Below are 22,628 nucleotides of genomic sequence, written 5' to 3' on the forward strand. Positions count from 1 at the left end.
TTACTCACCCGTCCGCCGCTCGACGCCGTTATCGTCCCCCGAAGGTTCAGATAACTCGTTTCCGCTCGACTTGCATGTGTTAGGCCTGCCGCCAGCGTTCAATCTGAGCCATGATCAAACTCTTCAATTTAAGATTTTGTTCGGCTCAATGAATACTGAACATTACATAAAGTAATGTTTGAATTGACTGTGCTGAATCCGAAGATTCAATGGTCACTTCGTTTCATTGAAACCTAATTTGATACCGAGGTATCGAATTGGATTATCATCAACGAGTGCCCACACAGATTGATAGGTTTATATTGTTAAAGAGCTTTGCTTTTCGAGAAGTTTTTCTCTCAAAGCGGAGGTGCATTCTAGCGATTTGGTTGTTAGTGTCAAACACTTTTTCAACTAATTTTCGTAGAAGCTTTTTACCTCTCCGACCCTGCTGAAGCCTTATCGCGTCTGCCGTGTCGATGGATGCGCATTATAGGGAGAAGAATTTCTTTGGCAATACTAAAAATGCATTTTTTCTAAAAAAACATGCCAAATGGACACTTTCCACTCAACATCTAAATTCACCCAAATTAACACCCAGCATTTCTACAGAATACTCACAAAAACCTGTGGATAACTACTCATCACTGTCAAAGAAATAGGATATTCGCGAGCGTGGGTTTAGGTACTCTTTTATCTTATCTGGCAATTTAGATGGATGAATCGCATTTACGATCCTCAAATCTTTCGATGCAAGCTCAATGATGGGAGCTTGAGTTCTTGGCACTGATGGGTCGTAAACCAGAACATTTGGAAATAGCAGGTTTGAAGCGTTCACTGAGATGACCAATCCCACCATATTATTAGATAACTGAACAACCGTGCCAGGAGGGAAGACGCCCATGAACTTGATCAGGATATTAAGGTTTTCTTCTTTATATAGGTGTTTACAGTTTTTATATAAATGAGAAAGGGCGGTGTATGGGATTTTCTGTTCTGAAGCGATCGGTGTATGGCACAAATTATCAAATGCATTTGCCACTATGACAATTTGAGCCAATTCATCAATTTCATCCCCTTTAAGACCCTCAGGATAACCGGAGCCATCTCTTAACTCATGATGCTGAGCAATCACGGTTTTAGCTGGTTCAGGAAAACCTTCGATCTGATTCGCGAGATCCAAACCATATTTAGTATGTAACTTTAGGTAGTTGGTTTCTGGCTCGGTTAATGGCACTTGCTTTCTTAATATAGCGGTAGGGATTTTGATCTTACCCATATCATGAAACAGAGCAGCGAAAGAGAGCTCTTTTAGTTGCTTGGCAGAATACCCTTTCGCACGCCCAATCATCATGGCAATAACCGCAACGTTTAGAGAATGGAAATAGATATCTTCAAATTCGTTTTTGCCGTTCATTAGATGAAGCGTGACATTATCATCGCACATCAACTTCTCAACAATGTCTTCTATTAACAGTTGAGCTTCATCAACAGCGGCAGTTGGGCGGTTACGAATTTTCGTCATGACTGATCGCATCCGCGCAAGTGAGCGCTCAAACTCTTTCTCACACTGAATCACTCGTCGACGATATGCACTGAGCTTTTCAATTCGTTTCTGTTTTTCTTGCCACAGTTTTTGCGTTTCTAGATCCAACGATTCATTGCTTGTTGTGCTGTCCGTTTGGATTTGATTGACGGGCAATGGTGCGGTGTCGCTTTGTTCGGGATTAAAGTACACGAACTTCACACCGAGATGACGAATCATCTCGATCTGTTCCTGGTCTTTAATTTTAAAGCTATTGAGTAGGAAGGGGTGATCGTTCCACTTTAGCGGAAGGCGGATATGTAATCCCGGCTGAATACGATCCACTGTAAGTTTAATTGCTGCCACTTTTTCACTACTATTAAGTTTTCACGATAAACCAAGAATAGTAGTAGATTCTGTAAATAAATTCATCAATAAGAACTCACAAGTGCGAGTCATTCGCGTTAAGAACCAATGTGTTGTTCATAATTTGAATCAAGCTCATACCTGAGTATCAATCAGAGTCTTGTTTTAAGACTCGATCCGCATGACGCAATTTCAGCTTGGCTTCGAAGACAGGTTTTTCTATGTGCTCCTGTTTTTTTACTAACCCCATTAACGTTTGCACAGCCGCTCGCGCCATATCACTAATAGGAAAATGCACCGCAGATACCGTCGGGTACAAACTTTCACATAGGTCTACACTGTCAAAACTGGTTAAAGAGATTTGCTCCGGCACCGAAATTTTATGCTCATGAAGATATTGCATCGCCCCAACCGTCATTTCTTCGCTGCATGAAAATACAGCAGTTACCTCTGGGTGACGTTTTAAAATGGAAGCCATCGCATCATAACCGCTTTGTCTGCCGTAATTCCCTTCTTCACACCAACTTTCATCAATGTCGATACCAGCTGTTTTCATTGCATCAACATAGCCAAGCTTTCTGAGCAAACTATTGTGACGTAGGGATGGCCCGGTAATACAGGCAATGTTTTTATGGCCACCAGCGATTAAGTGCTCAACAGCGATACGACTTGCATGGTGGTGATTAAACGTAATGCAGCGCTCTTCAATACCTTCGACATAACGATCGAGAAGCACAAAAGGCGTAGGAAGTTTTGCTAACTCACGTAGATCATCATCGGATAAATAGCGACTATGCAGAACATAGCCATCGCAACGAAGATCGTTGAAACGCTGAATCGCTTCTTTCTCTCCTTCAGCAGAATGATGGCCTTGCGCAGTGATGAGAAACTTCTTATGAATGTCTAATTCTGTTTGCACTTGCTCCATCATTTCACCGAAAAATCCACCGGTGTAATAAGTCACCAACAAACCGACCATATTACTTGACGATGTTGCAAGAGAACGGGCGATCGCACTTGGACGGTAATTCAATTGCGCCATAGCTTGTTCTACTTTTTTTCTAGTTTCTTCACGAAACTTTCCTTCCCCATTAATAATGCGAGAAACGGTAGAACGATTTACACCGGCGAGTTCGGCGACATCTTTAATCCTTGCCATAATGCTAATGAATCCGACTGCTAATAAATAATGAATGTTTTTATTCGAAAAATGGCTGCCAGCAATTCGTAAGGTGACTATAGGGGTCGAATCTGGCAGCCTTAATCATACACCTACAACTTGGTTGGTAGAAACGAGTGCGGAGTAATCCGTGACGGCTATACCATGCTGCGCCAATTGCTCTTTTAGAATGGGAGATGTGAGCACTTGTAGCTCTAACTCTCTTTGCAGTGCATAGCCACTTTTCATAATAAGGGGCTGGTCGGCATAAGCAGGATGACACATCACCTCTACCACATCGTAATTCTCTTTTAAGCTCAAAAGGTGTTGCATTAATCCGTCCAAACTTACCTTTTGATCGTAAAACTCATCGGTAAAGAAATAGCTTGTCGTCATTGGTTGGTGACAGATACCACTCCCGCGAAGTGGCACGCGGTGCTCTTTCGCGAGTTTCTGAACAATAGGAAGAATCTGGGGATGCGTATGAGCATGATGATGACTATCAAGGTGGCTGAGCGTTAGTCCAAGTGACAAGAAGTGATCAATTTGAGCTTTAGCTTCATCGTAAACCGCTTGAGCTTCAAAATCTTGCTTGTTCCACAATTCACTGTATTTGACGAAATGCGTTCTACCATTGGTTAAGTTTGGGTGCTCCGTGAGAGGAGCACCTGCTGTAAACCGTAGATGTACGCCAATTTTTAAGTCTGGATTTTGATGAGCTAACTCGATTGCATTCTGCTCGGCATCCATCCCTACCATCATAGTAGTCGATTTCACGACACCATCTTGATGGGACTTTACAATGCCGTTATTAACACCTTGAGTCAGACCAAAATCGTCCGCATTAAAAATGACTTTCATTGACGCTCTTCCTTAGTATTACAACGCTGTAAGTTTAAATTGAGGCAAATAAGGCGCATTAACCGCTAACAGCTCATCCAATATCGCTTTCGCTCGACCAATGTCTGGCACCAAAGGATTATTCGTTAATGCCATCAATGCTTTGTCGTAGTTACCTTCAACAGCGGCTTCTATCGTCAACTGCTCATAAGCTTTCACTTGATGCAGTAGTCCTTTGATGTTGTTTGATAGCTCACCAACAGCAAGTGGTTTTGCTCCCCAACTACCAATCACTGCACTGCATTCAATCACGGCGTCATCCGGTAGACCATTGATCGCGCCGTTGTTTAAGACGTTTACGACATGAATGCTGTTACGGTTGTTATAAATAGAGTCGACGAGATTGAGTGACGCATCTGAGTAATACGCTCCCCCTCGCTCTTCCAACTCTTTCGGTTTGTGGTCTAAGTTCGGATCTTGATAGAGCTTAAACAATGCGTTTTCGGTTTCCATGACTTGCTCTGCGCGAGTCCCTTTTTCACTTGCGCTCTGCTTTTCTTCTGCCAACATAGCGTCTGTTTGGTAAAAATAGCGATGATAAGGACAAGGAATCGCACCAAGCGCTTTTAGAAATGCCGGATCCCACGGCTCTTCCCAAATGTTCTTCATACTGAAGTTAGCGCCATCTCCAACTTTCTCTAAGACGGTTTGAGTGATGTCTTCGCCTTTCAGCCACGCTTTGTGTACCCAGACCAGATGATTTAGACCTGCAAACTCCAACTGTAGCTCTTTGGGCTCGCAATCCATCATCTCTGCAATCATCATTTCCATTGAGACGGGTACATTACATAAGCCGATACTTTTGACTTTAGTATGTTTACTCACCGCTTCTGAGACGAGACCGGCAGGGTTCGTAAAGTTGAGCATCCAAGCGTTTGACGCCAACTCTTCAATGTCTTTACAGATATCAAGAATGACCGGAATGGTTCTCAGTGCTTTAGCAAATCCGCCAGGGCCAGTGGTTTCTTGTCCGATCACATCGTATTTAATAGGAATTCTTTCATCGTTTGCTCGAGCAGCAAGCCCGCCAACACGGAATTGAGTCATGACAAAGTCAGCGCCTTTGATCGCAGCACGGCGGTCAAAATCCGCTTTAATTTCAATATCCGCGCCCGCTTTATCGACCATCCGCTGAGCCAAGCCTCTGATGATTTCTAGCTTTTCCGCGCCGGATTCTATGTCCACAAAGTGAATCTGTTTAACTGGCAAGTAATCCAAGCGTTTGATTACCCCTTCAACCAATTCCGGGGTATAGCTACTGCCACCACCAATAATGGCAAGTTTGATCGCCTCTCTAGACATAATGATTTCCTTACTTATTCGCGAGTTGCTTGTTCAAAGCGACAATCTCAACAGCCATTTCTTGCGCTAGAATCGTTGTCATTAAATGATCTTGAGCGTGCACCATAACCAGAGTCATCGGCACTTTGCCTTCCCCCTGATCTTCTTCGATCAATTGCGTCTGAATTAAATGCGCCTTATTAATGCACTCTCTGGCTTGCAACAATTTCTCTTCTGCTGCTTCAAATTTTTGCTCTCTCGCCAAACGGAGTGCTTCATAACTTAAACTTCTGGCTTCACCCGCATTACAGATGATTTCCATTACAACCAGTTCTTGTTCCATTTTCTCTCTCCAAAAATATGGGCTGCTTGGTAAAACAGCCCATTCATAATTAAGCGGTTACGCCTTCACCAGCAGGTTGTTCTGCCTGTTTCGTTTCTTTGGTTGTTGGTAGTTCTTGCTCAAGCATTTGCTTCTCAAACATTTTGAAGAATGGGAAGTAGATAAGAAGGTCAAGAATCAACAGACCCACTACGAGCAGTACCGGAGAAAACGTCCAGCCGCTTCCCCAAGACGCACCAATAATTGCCGGCGTCGTCCATGGTGTAGTAGCCACCCCCATACCTACGAAGCCAAGATGCACAGCAAAGTAAGCAATCGTTGCGTTAATTACTGGAGCAAAAACAAATGGGATGAACAATGTTGGGTTCATTACGATTGGGCTACCAAAAATCACTGGTTCATTAATTTGGAAGAAGCCAGGAACCGCACTCATTCGGCCGATACTTTTTAGGTGAACAGAGCGGCTAAATGACATCAGTAGAACCAACGCTAACGTCGCACCAGAACCACCAATGAAGATATAGAAGTCCCAGAACGGCTGAGTGAAGATATTCGGAACAGGTTGCCCAGCAACAAATGCGTCGATGTTTCCACTGATGTTTGTTAGAAAGATTGGCGATAGAAGGCCAACCACAATCGCGGCACCATGAATCCCTGCAAACCAAAGTAATTGACACATGAGTAGTGCACCAATGATGGCAGGCAAAGTATTTGATGCGCTGATTAATGGCTTGAACATCGCCATAACTGCATCAGGAATCAACATGTCGTATTGGGTTTGAACGAAGATGCTTAATGGATAAAGCGTGACAAACACAGCTAGAACAGGCAGTAACACCTCGAAAGAACGCGCGATCGCAGGTGGCACCTGCTCTGGCATGCGAATCGTGATGTTGTGCTTTTTCATAAATCGATACAGCTCAACAGCAAAGAAGGCACACATTACTGCAGTGAAGATCCCTGTACCGCCCATGTGTTTCATCGCTAACGTGCCATCTTGAGCTGGTGCGGCCACCAGCAAGAAACACATTAAAGATAAAACCGCGCTAGTGATCCCATCCATTTTGTACGCTTTCGCCAAACTGTAGGCGACACCAAGCGACACGAAGATGGTCATGATCCCCATCGACATATTGAAAGGCATCATAATGGTGTCAAAGTGAGTGGTAGCAAAGTCAAGCCAAAGACGACCAAAGGTAAACGTCGTATCTTCAGCAAATGGTGGAAATGCAAAAATCAAAATGAAACTGCCCACGATGATAAACGGCATAGCGACAATAAAACCATCTCTCATTGCGCGAACGTGGGGTTGATTACCCACTTTTGCAGCGATAGGGGCTATATGCTTTTCGACTGTTCCTATAATCGCGTCATAAAGCTTCATAGAGTCCATCCTTATTTCAGACAAAATAATCCCGCATCAAATATTTATATTTGATGAACAATTTTCTTTTATTTCAAATTATTGGCTTAGTTAATTAATTCTAATGCTTGTTCTAGTACTTCGTCCCCTTTCATCATTCCATATGCTTGGGGAGATATCGCATCGATATTTTTTCCGTACTCTTGCGCTGTTTTTCTTAACTCTTCCAGTTGAAAGCGTACCTGAGGACCTAGTAAACAAACGTCATACTCTTTAATCGCCTCTTCAAATGCATTCACTGACATCGCATCAATTTTGCATTCAATTCCTTTAATTTCAGCAGCTTGCTCCATTTTTTTAACAAGCATACTGGTCGACATCCCTGCGCTACAGCATAAAAGGATCTTTTTCATAGCCTTACTCCCGTTGTGTAAATTTCAACCTGCAAAAACTGTAGCAAAAATAATCAGCACAAAAAAGCGCAACCGGTTGCGTTATTCGTGAACAGAATCTCACTTTAGAAAATAAGGTCTATTTTTTAATAATTATTTAGGTCTAGGATAAAAGTCAGAGAATTAAGGAAGATTACGAATTTACATTTACAACTATCAATATATTACTACTGACAACGTCATTATTAATTTCGAAAAGGAATCGAAAATGAAATTAAATAAACTGGCTATTGCAACGCTTGTAAGTGCCGCTCTATCTCAATATGCATTTGCCCAAACTGACACCAAAGGAACCATTTATCTGACGTTTGATGATGGCCCAATCAACGCCTCAATTGACGTCATTAATGTGCTAAATCAAGAAGAAGTAAAAGCGACGTTTTACTTTAATGCGTGGCACCTAGATGGTATCGGTGATGAAAACGAAGACAGAGCGTTAGAGGCACTAAAACTGGCGTTGGATAGCGGCCACATCGTCGCAAACCACAGTTATGACCATATGGTTCACAACTGTGTTGAAGAATTTGGCCCAAACAGTGCGGCAGAATGTAATGCAACGGGTGATCACCAGATCAACTCTTATCAAGATCCTGCCTACGATGCCTCGATGTTTGCAGAAAACTTGTCAGTACTAGAAAAATATTTGCCGAACATTACGAGCTACCCAAACTATAAAGCGAATGAGTTTGCTCGTTTGCCTTATACCAATGGTTGGCGCGTTACGAAAGACTTCAAAGCGGACGGCTTATGTGCCACGTCCGATGATCTTAAACCTTGGGAGCCTGGCTATGCATGTGATACGGCAAACCCATCTAACAGTGTAAAAGCAGCCATCGCGGTTCAAAATATCCTAGCGAATAATGGCTATCAAACTCACGGTTGGGATGTGGATTGGGCCCCTGAAAACTGGGGCATTGCGATGCCAGCAAACAGCCTTACAGAAGCTGAACCATTCCTTGGGTATGTCGATTCCGCGCTAAATACTTGTGCGCCTACGACAATTAACCCTATCAACTCCAAAGCACAAGAGTTCCCATGTGGTACACCTTTGCATGCCGATAAAGTTATTGTACTAACTCACGAGTTCCTGTTTGAAGACGGTAAACGTGGCATGGGTGCAACTCAAAACCTACCGAAGCTCGCGAAGTTTATCCAGCTAGCCAAACAGGCTGGTTATGTCTTCGATACCATGGATAACTACACGCCGAACTGGCAAGTTGGTAACAACTACAGCGCCGGCGACTACGTTCTACACCTCGGTACGGTATATCAAGCAGTAACAAGCCATACAGCGCAACAAGATTGGGCTCCATCACCAACATCTAGCTTGTGGACGAATGCGGATCCAGCAACTAATTGGACTCAGAATGTTTCATACAAACAAGGCGATGTGGTGACTTATCAAGGTTTGCGTTACCTAGTTAATGTACCGCACGTATCTCAAGCAGACTGGACTCCAAACTCACAGAACACCTTGTTCACAGCTCTATAAGCTGTTCCCTACTATCATCATGTAGTAGTTTGCGCGAGGCATACCCCTCGCGCTTTTTTCTTTTGAAACGCGGAAAATCGGTATTCAACTCGAATCTCCAAACACACGTAAATCTAAGCACATAAACACCCCAAACGACGAAAGGCCGCTATAAAAGCGACCTTTCTATGTATGGTACTGATAAGTGAGGTGACAAGGCTTGCATCCAACTGGGCAGGCACTCCTGACGCCACGCTGGATTTGAATTCACAAACGCCAGATACAACAAAGCCCCGACTTTCGTCGAGGCTCTGCCTTAGAATATGGTACCGGTGGACGGACTGATTGGACAGGCATTCCTGCCGCCACCGCGAAGGCAACGTTAACTTTCTTTTGATATTTACAAGCACCTAAAACGACGAGAGGCGGCTACAAAAGCGATCTTTCTATGTATGGTATTGATAAGTGAGGTGACTGGACTTGCATCCAACTGGGCAGACACTCCTGACGCCACGCTGGATTTGAATTCACAAATGCCAGAAACAACAAAGCCCCGACTTACGTCGAGGCTCTGTCTTGGAATATGGTACCGGTGGGCGGACTTGAACCGCCACGCCCGAAGGCAACGGATTTTGAATCCGTCGTGTATACCAATTTCACCACACCGGCATCTCTGGGCTATTGCCCTTTGATGGTTGGCATTATACGGAAGCTTTTGACCTGCGCAAGCAGAAAAACCTTAAATAACTATCGTTTGCTGATAATTTCGCCACAAAGTGTGACAAAGCTAAGCTCGGAGGAGAAAATCAAATTCATCTTCACAAAAAACCGTGCAAAATTCTCTCGTTTAGAAAAGATTTACAGTCGATTCACTGTAATATCAGAAACGTAGCCATTGCCAATGTTAGCTAGCGAACCATGTATCATTAATGCTGCATCTTCTGCGCTCATAAAGCTACTCGTATCCAAGCTCTTACCACTGGTTTCCCAAAACTCCGTCGCCATTCCTCCCGGATACACGGCAATAATCTTCATTGGCTTACCTTTCAGCTCCAGACGAACCGATTCAATCAATCCTTTGACTGCCCATTTCACAGCGCAGTATGTGGATTCTTGAGCTTTGGGCTGCTGAGCCGCAGTAGACATGATCATCACTACATTAACAGGCTGATCCTTGTATCGCTTAACCAACTCCCGAAGCACGTTAATCGCTGAGCTGAGATTATTCTCTATTAAGGTTTGAATCTGCTCTGGATCTTGCTCTTGTAACAACCCAAAGTACCCACTGCCTGCACTGTGAACCACCGTGCTCGGAATAGAATCTAATTGTTCAAACAATTGTTCCACTTCTTGATGGGATGCGAGATCACAAGCTCGATAGCCAACATTGTTCGATAAGCAGTTTGTGACTGTAGAGAGCTTACTCTCACTTCGTCCAGTCAGATAAGTGGCTTTCCCTTCCGCATCATAAAGCTTGGCCAACTCCGCCCCTAGGCCGCTACTTGCACCTGTGATGACAATCATTTTCTACCTCGTTCGTAAAAGTGCTTTCTAATGTGTGTACCAATTAAGGTAACGGAATATAGGCTGATTCACATCTTACGAACGCCATTCTTTGAAGCAGCATGACTTTCTGATTTTAACGCTCGTTAACTTCTAAATGTGCCCAATAGTTTTCAAAACTATCCAATGGTTCGGATACCAGTACCTTGATCACGAAGCCCATCAAGCACAAAGAGAACCCGGAAATTTCACCTATGCTTAAACAAAGAATAATGTTTTGAATTTCCTATCGACTTTCTCACTAAAGATAAGAGGCACATGAGAATGACCGGCTCCAAATGGCAGTGGCTGCTTAAACAAATGACACGCAAACTGTGGGTTCGTACATCACTTTTCGCCTTACTTGCTGTTGTAACCGCCCTGATCTCTATTGTTTTAAATAAATTCATTACCCTGCCTCCCACCATCAATGTCAGTAATGAGCTGCTGAATAACATATTGAATATTCTCGCGACGTCGATGCTGGCGGTGACGACGTTTTCACTCAACATTATGGTTTCAGCGTACAGCGCGGCCAGTGCAGGGGTCACTCCTAGAGCTACCAAGCTATTGATGGAAGACAGCACAACGCAAAATGCTCTGGCGACTTTTCTTGGCTCATTCTTGTTTAGTTTGGTAGGTATCATCGCACTTGGCATCGGCGCCTATCACGAGCAGGCACAGATCTATTTGTTCATCGTAACCATGGTGGTGATCATTATGATCATCCTGACTCTACTTCGCTGGATTCAGCACCTATCTGTACTTGGTAGAGTCTCGGAAACCACCTCAAATGTGGAACAAGCGCTATTAAGTGCGATTCGAAAACGAGGCTGTGAGCCTTGGCTGGGCGCATTTCCTTGGAGTCATCCAGAGCACAAGCCGAGAGGAAGCAAACCGATTGTCAGCAAAGAAATTGGTTACTTACAACATATTGATATGCACCATCTAGATAGTATTGCTAAAGCCTCTCAATCCACAATCTATATTGAGAGACAGCCAGGGAGTTTTGTTTATCTTGGTCAACCATTGGCTTGGGTCTGTGGCGAATTAGCAGAAGAAAGTGAGGTAACGGCAGCGTTCACGATCCGAACTGAGCGATCCTATGACCAAGATCCTCGCTTTGGCTTAGTTGTACTTGCAGAAATAGCCTCTAGGGCCCTCTCTCCTGCCGTTAATGATAATGGTACTGCGATTGATGTTCTGGGACGTTCGATTCGGGCGCTTTCACTTTGGGGAGAACTTATTAGCCAACAGCCGACCAAAACTCGCTTCCCAAGATTGTTTGTGCCCTCGCTAAACTGCCAAGATTTATTCGATGATGTCTTTTTGCCGATAGCGCATGATGGGGCAGCTCAACTGCAAGTTCAGGTTCGCCTGCAAAAGGCATTACTAGCTTTGTCTAGTATGCATCCCAAGCTGTTTAGCGCTCCAGCAACCAAACTGTCAGAGAAAGCTTTAGAACTCACGTTGACCCAACATTTTACTGAAGATGAAAAGCATCAACTTGCGCAACTTTCGAACCAGGTAACTGACCCAAAAACACGGCGCTGACGATCCATTCAATCAGCATCGTTTTAAGCATACGCCTCAAACATGCGTATGCGCAGCCATCATCCTTCGTGAAAAGCTCTTAGATTTGGTCGTAATTGGAGAGTCTGTGCGTCAGCTCTCTTTTCACAGACTGGCGGAATCTATATCCTGACGCACAATTTTTAAGGTAAGTGATGGAATTATGACTACTTCTACAACTCTTCCACCAGCGGGATTTTTCCGTCGATTGGCCGCTTTGTTTTATGACACTCTAATTGTCTTAGCCATTGAGATGATGGCGGCGGGTGTCGTAATAGCAGTGGTGTTTGCTTTGAATGCAGCAGGCTTGCTGAGCTACGGAGAATATGTGGATGCCGCAGATATGTTAGGGAAACACCCGGTGTTGAGTCCGATATTCACACTTTATCTGGCGGTAGTCTGGATTTACTTCTTCGTCTTTTTCTGGACGCGAGCAGGTCAAACCCTTGGCATGCGCGCTTGGAAAATGCAAATTCGAAACGCGAAAGACGGCGCTCCAATTACGGCGACCCAAGCATTAATCCGCCTTGCGACATCAGGCTTTGGTCTTGCGAACTTAACCGTGCCAATTGACCCGAAAAAACGTGGTTTCCATGATATCTGGGCAAAAACTGAAGTGGTGGTTTTGCCAAAAGCAAAATAAATCGCCTAGAAACAAAAAAGGAAGGCATAGCGCCTTCCTTTTTCTTTGATTATAGCTTTCTTCTCAGCAACGCTACCGCAATCGCCAAAAAAGCTAAGCTCGGGGCTAAGGCACCAAATATCGGCGGTATGCCATACACCAGAGTCAATGGCCCGAAGAATTCACTGGAGATATAGAAAGTGAAACCAGCCACAACGCCAGATAAAACTCTCGCCCCCATTGTTACACTTCGCAACGGACCAAAGACGAAAGACAACGCCATCAGCATCATTACGGCAATCGACAAAGGCTGCGTCAGCTTACGCCAAAATGCGAGTTCGTAACGTGAAGCATCTTGCTCTGATGCTTTCAAATACGTCACGTAATCATACAAACCGCTCAGAGAGAGCTCTTCTGGTTTTACTGTCACCACTGCTAGCTTGTCAGGAGCCAACGACGTGTGCCATTCCATTTGATCCATCTCTTGTTTGGAAATCACGTTTTCGTCTTGCATGTTGGTGATTTGCACGTCACGCATCAACCAATTGTTATCTTGTTGGTAATCCACTTCTTCAGCGAAGATAACTTTTTCTAAGTTCTTGTCATCATCAAAGCGCCACATGTTCAACGCATACAACTTGTCATCTTCCACTTTACCGATGAAGATGAAGTCGTTAGCATCACGAGCCCAAACCCCAGCACGAACCGAAACGATGCTGCCGCCAGACAATGCAAAAGATCGCAAATCACGCGCCATTTTCTGAGCTTCTGGAGCCCCCCATTGACCTAACGTCATCACGATAAGCATCAATGGAACGGCCGTTTTTAGCACGGACAAACCGATATCCAGCTTGGAGAAACCCGCCGCTTGCATGACCACAAGCTCAGAGCTCGACGCCAGCATACCCAAACCAATCAGTGCACCCAGCAATGCTGCCATTGGGAAAAACATTTCAACGTCACGAGGCACGCTCAACAAAACGAAATACAAAGCGTGCGTCAGGTCATACACACCACGCCCCACTTTTCGTAGCTGTTCCACGTATTTTATGATACCCGATAGGCCAACAAACGTTGCCAGAACCAAGGCTGTGGTAGAGATGATGGTTCTACCGATGTAAAGGTCTAAGATTTTGAACACAGCTTACGCGAGCCTCTTCTTACGGAATTTTTCTTTCATTCGTCGAGCTGGAACACTGTCCATCATATTGGCCATGATCGCGACAATCAGCAACATCGCATTAATAGGCCACATGCCAATCGCGGCAGGAATCGCACCATCTTCCAATGCCGATTTTGTCGCACTAATCGCAAGGAAGTATGCCAAGTAAATCAGAATCGCCGGGCCCATTTTGGCAAAGCGCCCTTGACGAGGGTTCACCGCAGACAAAGGAATCACAAGCATCGTGAGCAATGGAATACATACAAACAGAGAAATACGCCATTGCAGCTCCGCTTGCGCTTCAGGATCCGGGTGGCCAATCAAATCCGCCGTTGGGTAAGCTTCCCAGTCACGACCTTTCTGTTTGACTTCACGCTGCCCGATCACCCCTTCATATTCATCAAATTTGGTGATCATATACTCCACGCGAGTTGGCACACCTTCATAGCGTGTACCTTCTTGCATCGTAATAACCTGACGGCCATCTGACAGTTCTTTTACTTCACCAGAAGAAGAGAACATCACGCTAGGTAGAACCGAATCTCGTGGACGCATTTGCGCGACAAACACGTTACTAAGCGTGCTGTCCTTAATATCGTCAATGAACACCACGGATGAACCGTCTGGCGTACCTTGGAACTGACCCTTTTTAAGTAAGTCGACGCTATTTTCCGCCGCGACTTGTTCGTAAAGGTGCTCCACTCGGTCTTGAGACCAAGGTGATAACCAAAGTGCATTAAACGCAGCCACACCAGAGGTGATCAACGCCAAGTAAAGTGCAGCTTGCACTAGGAACTTGTTGCCGATCCCCGTCGCATTCATCACGACAATTTCGCTTTCTGCATAGAGACGACCAAAAGTGATCAATATGCCGATGTACAAACTCAATGGCAGCATCAATAAACCCATTGCTGGCATGTTCAAACCAACAATAGAGAAAATCAATCCAGCAGGAATATCCCCGTCAGAAGCATCAGCGAGAACACTGATGAACTTCTGGCTCACAAACACCAAAAAAAGTACGAAAAAAATCGCAAATTGACTCTTGAGTGTTTCGCGGATCAAATATCTAACAATAATCACGCTGAAATTACCTATACAAAACTTGTTTTTTTGGTCGAATCACTATAGTTTCCCGTTGAACCATTTATTTTTTTAAAAATTATAAACTAAATGTTAGTCGCTTAAATCAGCTCTAAATGTAAGCTCGGAGCTAAAATTCAACAAGTAAGCGATCATTATCTAACATTTAGAGCAATTTGTCTTCAGGATGTAGGAGTACGCATGGAGTTCAGTGTTAAAAGTGGCAGTCCAGAGAAACAACGTAGCGCATGTATCGTTGTTGGTGTGTTTGAACCACGTCGCCTTTCTCCAGTAGCCGAGCAACTTGATAAAATCAGTGACGGTTACATCAGTTCACTACTTCGCCGTGGTGATCTAGAAGGTAAACCTGGTCAGATGCTGCTACTGCATCAAGTACCAGGTGTTTTGTCAGAGCGCGTTTTACTTGTCGGTTGCGGTAAAGAACGTGAGCTTGGCGAACGCCAGTACAAGGAAATCATTCAAAAGACGATCAGCACACTTAACGAAACAGGTTCAATGGAAGCTGTATGTTTCCTAACAGAACTGCACGTTAAAGGTCGCGATACTTACTGGAAAGTTCGCCAGGCAGTAGAAGCGACGAAAGATGGTCTATACACATTCAACCAATTCAAGAGCGTTAAACCTGAAACTCGCCGCCCACTGCGTAAACTTGTTTTCAACGTACCAACGCGTCGTGAATTGAGCCTAGGTGAAAAAGCAATCACCCACGGTCTAGCCATTGCGTCTGGTGTAAAAGCATCGAAAGACCTTGGCAACATGCCACCAAACGTAGCCAACCCAGCTTACCTTGCCTCTCAAGCTCGTCGTCTAGCGGACGATTACGAAAGCGTAACCACCAAGATCATCGGTGAGCAAGAGATGGAAAAACTGGGCATGACATCTTACCTAGCGGTAGGTCGTGGTTCTAAGAACGAATCTATGATGTCTATCATCGAGTACAAGGGTAACCCTGACTCAGATGCAAAACCTATCGTGCTTGTAGGTAAAGGTCTAACCTTCGATTCAGGCGGTATCTCATTGAAACCGGGCGAAGGTATGGATGAGATGAAGTACGACATGTGTGGTGCGGCATCGGTATTCGGTACAATGAAAGCGCTAGCGAAGCTAAACCTACCAATCAATGTAATTGGTGTTTTAGCAGGCTGTGAAAACATGCCAGGCAGCAACGCTTACCGTCCAGGAGACATCCTGACCACAATGTCAGGTCAAACTGTTGAAGTACTAAATACTGACGCAGAGGGCCGTTTGGTTTTGTGTGATGCACTGACTTACGTAGAGCGTTTCGAACCAGACTGTGTTGTTGACGTAGCAACGCTAACAGGCGCTTGTGTTATCGCACTTGGTCACCACATCAGTGGCGTTCTATCGAACCACAACCCACTGGCGCACGAACTTGTAAACGCATCTGAGCAATCAAGTGACCGCGCATGGCGTCTACCAATGGCGGACGAATACCACGAACAGTTGAAGAGCCCATTTGCTGATATGGCAAACATTGGTGGCCGCCCTGGTGGCACTATCACTGCGGGTTGTTTCCTGTCTAAGTTTGCGAAAAAGTACAACTGGGCACACATTGATATCGCAGGAACTGCGTGGAAGTCAGGCGCAGCGAAAGGCTCAACGGGCCGTCCTGTCTCAATGCTTGTCCAATTCCTTTTGAACCGCAGCGGCCAAGAGACAGAAGAGTAATTTCTGAACAAAATCGAAAAGGGCCGCAAGGCCCTTTTTTATTACCCCCGATTTTCTTCATTGAAAATGGGCTTTAAGATGGTCTTAGGATGAGACCAAGGCAAGTGAGAGAATGATGCAAACTGCGACCTTCTACATCATTAACGAAGAGAGCCCGCAAGCAACGACGGCTGGCTTTGAAGCGTACATCGTTTTTTTGGCGCAGCATTTCGCACGCCAAGGCGCTAAAGTGTACCTAAACTGCCAAGATAAACCGCATGCCGAACAGCTTGCTGAAGCTTTCTGGCAAATTGATGCAGACCAGTTCATGGCACATAATCTCGTTGGCGAAGGACCGAAATACGCCACCAATATTGAAATCGGCCACGATGGCGTGAAACCATCTTGGAATCGTCAACTGGTAATTAATTTGGCGGAAAATGAGACAACCTTTGCGAACAAGTTTGCTCAAGTGGTAGACTTCGTGCCTTGCGAAGAAAAAGCTAAACAGCTCGCAAGGGAAAGATATAAAATTTACCGACAAGCAGGCTACCAGCTGCAAACGATCGAAATTCAATATCCTTAGCGGTCAATCCTTATAGTTAAGCTCTCTCTTTAGAGAGTTCACTTATAGAGATTGACTAAGATTCAACCATCAACGTATCCATTTAAAGAGCGCTATGGAAAAGACATACAACCCAACTTCAATCGAACAAGCTCTGTATCAGACTTGGGAAGAGAAAGGCTACTTTAAGCCACACGGTGACACTACTAAAGAATCATACAGCATCATGATCCCGCCACCGAACGTCACTGGTAGCCTACATATGGGCCACGCGTTCCAAGATACGATCATGGATACGCTTATCCGTTGTGAACGTATGAAGGGTAAAAACACCCTTTGGCAAGTAGGTACTGACCACGCAGGTATCGCTACTCAGATGGTTGTTGAGCGTAAGATCGCAGCAGAAGAAGGCAAAACTAAGCACGATTACGGTCGTGATGCTTTCATCGACAAAATCTGGGAATGGAAAGGCGAATCAGGCGGCACAATCACTAAGCAGCTTCGTCGTCTTGGCGCATCGGTAGACTGGGATCGTGAACGCTTCACGATGGACGATGGTCTGTCTAACGCCGTTCAAGAAGTTTTCGTTCGTCTATACGAAGATGACCTAATCTACCGCGGTAAGCGCCTAGTTAACTGGGATCCAAAGCTACACACCGCTATCTCAGATCTAGAAGTAGAGAACAAAGACACTAAAGGCCACATGTGGCACTTCCGCTACCCGCTAGCAGATGGCGTTAAAACAGCAGATGGCAAAGACTACATCGTTGTTGCGACCACTCGTCCAGAGACCATGCTAGGCGATACTGGTGTTGCGGTTAACCCTGAAGATCCACGTTACAAAGATCTTATCGGTAAAGAAATCATCCTTCCTATCGTTGACCGTCGCATCCCAATCGTGGGCGATGAGCACGCTGATATGGAAAAAGGTACTGGCTGTGTGAAAATCACACCTGCGCACGACTTCAACGACTACGAAGTTGGTAAGCGCCACCAGCTACCAATGATCAACATTCTGACGTTTGACGCAAACATTCGCGGTGCGGCTGAAGTATTCAACACAAACGGCGAGCCAAGCGACGCTTACTCAACAGAACTTCCTGCTAAGTACCACGGCATGGAACGTTTTGCTGCACGTAAAGCTATCGTTGCTGAGTTTGACGAGCTAGGCCTGCTTGAAGAAGTGAAAGATCACGATCTACAAGTTCCTTACGGCGACCGTGGTGGCGTGGTTATCGAACCAATGCTAACTGACCAATGGTACGTACGTACTGCGCCTCTAGCGAAAACAGCGGTTGAAGCAGTAGAAAACGGCGACATCCAATTCGTACCTAAGCAATACGAAAACATGTACTTCTCTTGGATGCGTGACGTTCAGGATTGGTGTATCTCTCGTCAGCTATGGTGGGGTCACCGCATCCCAGCTTGGTACGACAACCAAGGCAATGTTTACGTAGGTCGCACTGAAGAAGAAGTTCGCAAGAACAACAACCTAGAGTCAGTCATTGAACTACACCAAGACGAAGACGTACTGGATACGTGGTTCTCTTCTGCACTATGGACGTTCGGCACTCAAGGTTGGCCAGAGCAAACTGACGATCTGAAAGTATTCCACCCTTCAGACGTGCTAGTGACTGGTTTCGACATCATCTTCTTCTGGGTTGCGCGCATGATCATGATGACCATGCACTTCGTGAAAGACGAAAACGGCAAGCCACAAGTACCATTTAAAACGGTTTACGTTACCGGCCTAATTCGTGACGAAAACGGCGACAAGATGTCTAAGTCGAAAGGTAACGTGCTTGACCCAATCGACATGATCGATGGTATCGACCTAGAGTCTTTAGTAGAGAAGCGCACTGGCAACATGATGCAACCTCAGCTAGCGAAGAAGATCGAGAAGAATACTCGTAAGACGTTTGAAAACGGTATCGAAGCATACGGTACAGACGCACTGCGTTTCACGCTTGCAGCAATGGCATCAACAGGTCGCGATATCAACTGGGATATGAAGCGCCTTGAAGGTTACCGTAACTTCTGTAACAAACTATGGAACGCAAGCCGTTACGTAATGATGAACACAGAAGAGCAAGATTGTGGCTTCAACGGTGGTGAGATCGAATACTCACTAGCGGACAAGTGGATCGAGTCTCAGTTTGAACTAGCAGCGAAAGCGTTCAACAACCATATCGACAACTTCCGTCTAGATATGGCATCTAACACGCTGTACGAATTCATCTGGAACCAATTCTGTGACTGGTACCTAGAGCTAACTAAACCAGTTCTATGGAAAGGTACAGAAGCGCAACAGCGTGGTACTCGCCGTACACTAATCACAGTTCTTGAGAAGACGCTACGTCTGGCTCACCCAGTGATTCCTTACATCACTGAAACTATCTGGCAAAGCATCAAGCCACTAGTTGAAGGTGTAGAAGGCGAGACAATCATGCTGCAAGCACTGCCTCAATTCGACGAAGCAAACTTCAACCAAGAAGCGCTAGACGATATTGAATGGGTGAAAGCGTTCATTACCAGCATCCGTAACCTACGTGCGGAATACGACATCAACCCAGGTAAGCCGCTTGACGTTATGTTGAAAGCAGCAAACGCAGAAGACGCAGCTCGTCTAGAAGCAAACAAACAAGTACTGATGTCTCTAGCGAAACTAGAATCTGTACGCGTACTTGCTGCTGACGAAGAAACGCCAGCGTGTGCGACAGCATTGGTTGCTAAGTCTGAGCTGATGATCCCAATGGCGGGTCTGATCGACAAAGATGCAGAACTTGCTCGTCTTGATGGCGAAATCAAGAAGACTCACGGCGAAATCAAGCGTATTGAAGGCAAACTAGGTAACGAAGGCTTCGTTGCGAAAGCACCTGAAGCAGTTGTTGCTAAAGAGCGTGAGAAGCTTGAAGGCTACAAAGAAACACTAGCGAAGCTGGAAGAGCAAAAGAAAACCATCGCAGCTCTTTAATCGTTAGCGTTGGACTAGAAGCGAAACGCTTCTGCTCTTAAAATCAGAAAGGTTGGTCATCATGGCCAACCTTTTTTGTATCAGTCCATTCAGTAAAAACTTCCTATCGATAGTTTTTACCTATCAAATTAATATCCATCACCCATTAGCGTTAATGAGAAGTATTATCGATAATGTATTCATCGAAACAAACACGATTGAGTAATTATCATGAAAAAGACACTAACATTCGCAACGCTGCATTTTACTATCGCATTTAGTGTCGCTTACGTGCTTACTGGCGACATTCTAATTGGTAGTTTAATTGCCATGATTGAGCCATCAGTAAACACCGTCGCTTTTTACTTTCATGAAAAAGCTTGGGCAAGTGTTCCCGCTTTAAAAGCTCGTCAATTCATGACCAAGCTAAAAACCGCGAGTTTCGCAACGGTACACTTTAGCGTAGCGTTTACGGTGGTTTACTTGTTAACGGGTGATGCATTTATCGGTGGCGTTATGGCAATGCTAGAGCCATCATTAAATACCGTAGCCTACTACTTCCACGAAAAAGTTTGGTTACGGAAATCGTCTGATCAGAGTTCAGCGCCGCATTTTTGCTTCCACAAACACGCGTAAGAGCGGGTCGAAACCGAAGCAACAGCGAGCTCAAACCGATTCATCATTGACAATGTTGCGCACCGCAATTAAATTAATTGCGGTGCGCAACTTATTATAGGTAACTTAAGATGAATCCTCGTCAGCTCAGACATTACTCCCGACAGACCGTCCGCTTGTTAGGTATGCTTGATAAACAATGTGGCGAGGTTACCCTCACCCCAGTACAAGCTCATGCCTTGGGCGAGATCCAATTACAGCCACTGACTATCAATCAACTGGCGCAGCAGCTTAACGTAGATAAATCCAATGCCAGCCGCACCGTAACTGCTCTCATCAAGCAGAGCCTGGTTGAGAGCATCGAAAATCCAAAAGACAAGCGCAGCCAGTTCATAGCTTTGACCGAGCAAGGCCAACACGCGCTATCTCAACTCGACCAACAACAAAATACTTTCTTCGAATCATTGCTATCCCATCTGGACGAAAACGAGCAGCAACAGCTCAAACAAGGGCTTGAAGTGTATCTAAAAGGCTTAACCAAAGTATGCCAAGCAAACCAATTTGTTCTTCGCCCACTCAGCAAGGCCGATAACCCACAAGTCGCCGACGTGATTCGTCAGGTTTCCGCGGAATATGGTCTAACCGCAGACAAAGGATACGGCGTCGCAGACCCAACACTTGATGACATGTATTCTGTGTATAACCAACAAGGTGCCGCTTATTGGGTGATTGAGTACAATGGCGTCATCGTCGGTGGTGGTGGTTTTGCTCCACTAGCAGGCGAACCTAACGTGTGCGAACTACAAAAAATGTACTTTTTACCCCAAACTCGTGGACACGGCTTGGCAAAACGTATTGTCGCGCTGAGTCTGCAATTGGCTAAGCAACTTGGCTATCAAAAGTGTTATTTAGAAACGACAGAATGCTTAAAAGAAGCGATAGGTTTGTATGAGAAGTTAGGCTTTGAGCATTTACATGCCCCACTTGGACAAACAGGGCATGATGCATGTGAAGTAGTGATGCTTAAAACACTGTAATAAAGAGCATTACTAAGAATTAAAGCACAACATGGGTAACGCAAAGCTCTTGGCTAAGCGCAACTGAAAATGCTTGGCGCTGCCCATCTAATTCCACCGCAAGTTGGTAGAGATCTTTCGGATCGGGATTATTCAAATCAGCGTACTTAGGCGCTTCGATCTGAAATAACGCACTGGCATGATCGGCGCGCACATCAATTGGAATATGGTAAGTCATACCATCAAACTTCACTGATGCCGAGACCAAACCCGGCACAAAAGTCTGATAGTAAAGATCCACTTTAAACTCACAACCACCACCGTGATACCAAATTTGTTCGGTCGCGACACGCTCTAAACGTACGTTGCGAATAAATTGCAGGTAAGGCACTTGCCACACGCCTAAGCGGTCATCGCTTTTTCTATATTCATGATCGGACAGCGAACACAACTCAGGTTTATCTTCATCAAACAGAAGATCTTCGTCTTCCTCTAAGAACAAGATTTCAAAGCGGTTGCGCCCCATTTGCATGTAAGGGCGAATGTCTTTCTTGTAGACATTCTGAGAGCCATCGCAGTCAAACAATGCAACGCCATTCAAACGCACCTCAGCGTGGTAGTCCACCCCACCCAGCACCATTTCAACCGCTGGGAACGCCATCATGGATTCATCCACCTCAATGTCGTGCATCAAGTGCCATTCTTGTTGGCGAATGGCCGATTCCGTCAATTCAGCAGGCAGCACCTGACTCAGAGGAGCAGGGAAAGTGATGTCATCCTGTGGGATAGAAAGGTCCGTCAGTGGAGAGACTTGCCATAATCCGGCGAGTGAGAGTTGCATATTTACCTTGAGCTAGATCAATTTTCACGCATTATAGGGAGAAATCCCCCATAAACTCAACGTGAATTGTTTATCGTTACCCAGCGTTGTCATTTTCTAGGCATAAAAAAACCAGCGATAAACGCTGGT

General features: G+C 45.1%; 19 protein-coding genes, 1 tRNA gene and 1 rRNA gene. 8 read left to right on the forward strand and 13 right to left on the reverse strand.

Annotated features, from left to right (window positions below; translation table 11 throughout):
* The 8 genes from BIW15_RS07460 to BIW15_RS07500 form a co-directional block, all read right to left on the reverse strand.
* A 16S ribosomal RNA gene (locus BIW15_RS07460) occupies nt 1–130 on the reverse strand; the annotation flags it as partial.
* 486 nt (nt 131–616) lie between these two features.
* Nucleotides 617–1,870 (reverse strand): HD-GYP domain-containing protein, encoded by a 1,254-nt coding sequence (locus BIW15_RS07470; protein ID WP_005497344.1) that lies wholly within the window; start codon nt 1,868–1,870, stop codon nt 617–619.
* Between the two features lie 148 nt (nt 1,871–2,018).
* Nucleotides 2,019–3,029 carry a LacI family DNA-binding transcriptional regulator gene (locus BIW15_RS07475; RefSeq protein ID WP_005461087.1) on the reverse strand — a complete coding sequence of 337 codons (1,011 nt, stop codon included), beginning with the start codon at nt 3,027–3,029 and terminating at the stop codon, nt 2,019–2,021.
* Nucleotides 3,030–3,134: 105 nt separating this feature from the next.
* Complete coding sequence (gene chbG, locus BIW15_RS07480; protein ID WP_077280755.1) at nt 3,135–3,890, reverse strand: chitin disaccharide deacetylase; 756 nt, start codon at nt 3,888–3,890, stop codon at nt 3,135–3,137.
* An 18-nt stretch (nt 3,891–3,908) separates the two neighbouring features.
* Complete coding sequence (locus BIW15_RS07485) at nt 3,909–5,231, reverse strand: 6-phospho-beta-glucosidase (protein ID WP_077280756.1); 1,323 nt, start codon at nt 5,229–5,231, stop codon at nt 3,909–3,911.
* Between the two features lie 10 nt (nt 5,232–5,241).
* Nucleotides 5,242–5,553: a PTS lactose/cellobiose transporter subunit IIA gene (locus tag BIW15_RS07490; protein WP_005461092.1), complete on the reverse strand. Its 312-nt coding sequence runs from the start codon at nt 5,551–5,553 to the stop codon at nt 5,242–5,244.
* Nucleotides 5,554–5,602: 49 nt separating this feature from the next.
* Nucleotides 5,603–6,937: a PTS sugar transporter subunit IIC gene (locus tag BIW15_RS07495; protein WP_015297303.1), complete on the reverse strand. Its 1,335-nt coding sequence runs from the start codon at nt 6,935–6,937 to the stop codon at nt 5,603–5,605.
* 86 nt (nt 6,938–7,023) lie between these two features.
* The gene (locus BIW15_RS07500) at nt 7,024–7,329 is read right to left on the reverse strand and encodes a PTS sugar transporter subunit IIB (protein WP_005478850.1); all 306 of its coding nucleotides are present in this window, start codon (nt 7,327–7,329) and stop codon (nt 7,024–7,026) included.
* Between the two features lie 247 nt (nt 7,330–7,576).
* Between BIW15_RS07500 and cod the strand changes: the two genes are divergently transcribed.
* A complete protein-coding gene (cod, locus tag BIW15_RS07505) occupies nt 7,577–8,860 on the forward strand; it encodes a chitin oligosaccharide deacetylase (RefSeq protein WP_005478836.1) in 1,284 nt (427 codons plus the stop codon).
* 563 nt (nt 8,861–9,423) lie between these two features.
* On the opposite strand, the gene BIW15_RS07510 is transcribed toward cod, so the two are convergent.
* Both BIW15_RS07510 and BIW15_RS07515 read right to left on the reverse strand, forming a co-directional pair.
* A tRNA-Leu gene (locus BIW15_RS07510) sits at nt 9,424–9,508 on the reverse strand.
* Nucleotides 9,509–9,697: 189 nt separating this feature from the next.
* On the reverse strand, nt 9,698–10,363 hold the full coding sequence (locus tag BIW15_RS07515; protein WP_031430493.1) for an SDR family oxidoreductase: 666 nt from the start codon (nt 10,361–10,363) through the stop codon (nt 9,698–9,700).
* 303 nt (nt 10,364–10,666) lie between these two features.
* On the opposite strand from BIW15_RS07515, the gene BIW15_RS07520 reads away from it, so the two are divergent.
* Complete coding sequence (locus tag BIW15_RS07520) at nt 10,667–11,935, forward strand: DUF2254 domain-containing protein (RefSeq protein ID WP_023585691.1); 1,269 nt, start codon at nt 10,667–10,669, stop codon at nt 11,933–11,935.
* A 181-nt stretch (nt 11,936–12,116) separates the two neighbouring features.
* A complete protein-coding gene (locus BIW15_RS07525) occupies nt 12,117–12,596 on the forward strand; it encodes an RDD family protein (RefSeq protein ID WP_025505825.1) in 480 nt (159 codons plus the stop codon).
* Between the two features lie 49 nt (nt 12,597–12,645).
* Here BIW15_RS07525 and lptG read toward each other — a convergent pair whose 3' ends face one another.
* Both lptG and lptF read right to left on the reverse strand, forming a co-directional pair.
* Nucleotides 12,646–13,716 (reverse strand): LPS export ABC transporter permease LptG, encoded by a 1,071-nt coding sequence (lptG, locus tag BIW15_RS07530; protein WP_005461103.1) that lies wholly within the window; start codon nt 13,714–13,716, stop codon nt 12,646–12,648.
* Between the two features lie 3 nt (nt 13,717–13,719).
* Nucleotides 13,720–14,820, reverse strand: coding sequence for an LPS export ABC transporter permease LptF (lptF, locus tag BIW15_RS07535; RefSeq protein WP_005461105.1), 1,101 nt, complete (start codon nt 14,818–14,820; stop codon nt 13,720–13,722).
* A gap of 201 nt (nt 14,821–15,021) precedes the next feature.
* On the opposite strand from lptF, the gene pepA reads away from it, so the two are divergent.
* The 5 genes from pepA (at nt 15,022) to BIW15_RS07560 (ending at nt 21,679) form a co-directional block, all read left to right on the forward strand.
* Complete coding sequence (gene pepA, locus BIW15_RS07540) at nt 15,022–16,530, forward strand: leucyl aminopeptidase (protein ID WP_005461107.1); 1,509 nt, start codon at nt 15,022–15,024, stop codon at nt 16,528–16,530.
* Nucleotides 16,531–16,645: 115 nt separating this feature from the next.
* Nucleotides 16,646–17,095: a DNA polymerase III subunit chi gene (locus BIW15_RS07545; protein ID WP_077280769.1), complete on the forward strand. Its 450-nt coding sequence runs from the start codon at nt 16,646–16,648 to the stop codon at nt 17,093–17,095.
* A gap of 94 nt (nt 17,096–17,189) precedes the next feature.
* Nucleotides 17,190–20,048 carry a valine--tRNA ligase gene (locus BIW15_RS07550; RefSeq protein ID WP_005478852.1) on the forward strand — a complete coding sequence of 953 codons (2,859 nt, stop codon included), beginning with the start codon at nt 17,190–17,192 and terminating at the stop codon, nt 20,046–20,048.
* A gap of 210 nt (nt 20,049–20,258) precedes the next feature.
* Nucleotides 20,259–20,663 (forward strand): DUF2061 domain-containing protein, encoded by a 405-nt coding sequence (locus tag BIW15_RS07555; protein ID WP_015297309.1) that lies wholly within the window; start codon nt 20,259–20,261, stop codon nt 20,661–20,663.
* A 110-nt stretch (nt 20,664–20,773) separates the two neighbouring features.
* Nucleotides 20,774–21,679: a bifunctional helix-turn-helix transcriptional regulator/GNAT family N-acetyltransferase gene (locus tag BIW15_RS07560; protein WP_077280757.1), complete on the forward strand. Its 906-nt coding sequence runs from the start codon at nt 20,774–20,776 to the stop codon at nt 21,677–21,679.
* Nucleotides 21,680–21,698: 19 nt separating this feature from the next.
* On the opposite strand, the gene BIW15_RS07565 is transcribed toward BIW15_RS07560, so the two are convergent.
* The gene (locus BIW15_RS07565) at nt 21,699–22,499 is read right to left on the reverse strand and encodes a beta-galactosidase (RefSeq protein ID WP_077280758.1); all 801 of its coding nucleotides are present in this window, start codon (nt 22,497–22,499) and stop codon (nt 21,699–21,701) included.
* Between the last annotated feature and the right edge of the window lie 129 nt (nt 22,500–22,628).

Origin of the sequence: Vibrio sp. SALL6 (assembly GCF_002002385.1) — a bacterium.
GTDB lineage: Bacteria > Pseudomonadota > Gammaproteobacteria > Enterobacterales > Vibrionaceae > Vibrio > Vibrio parahaemolyticus.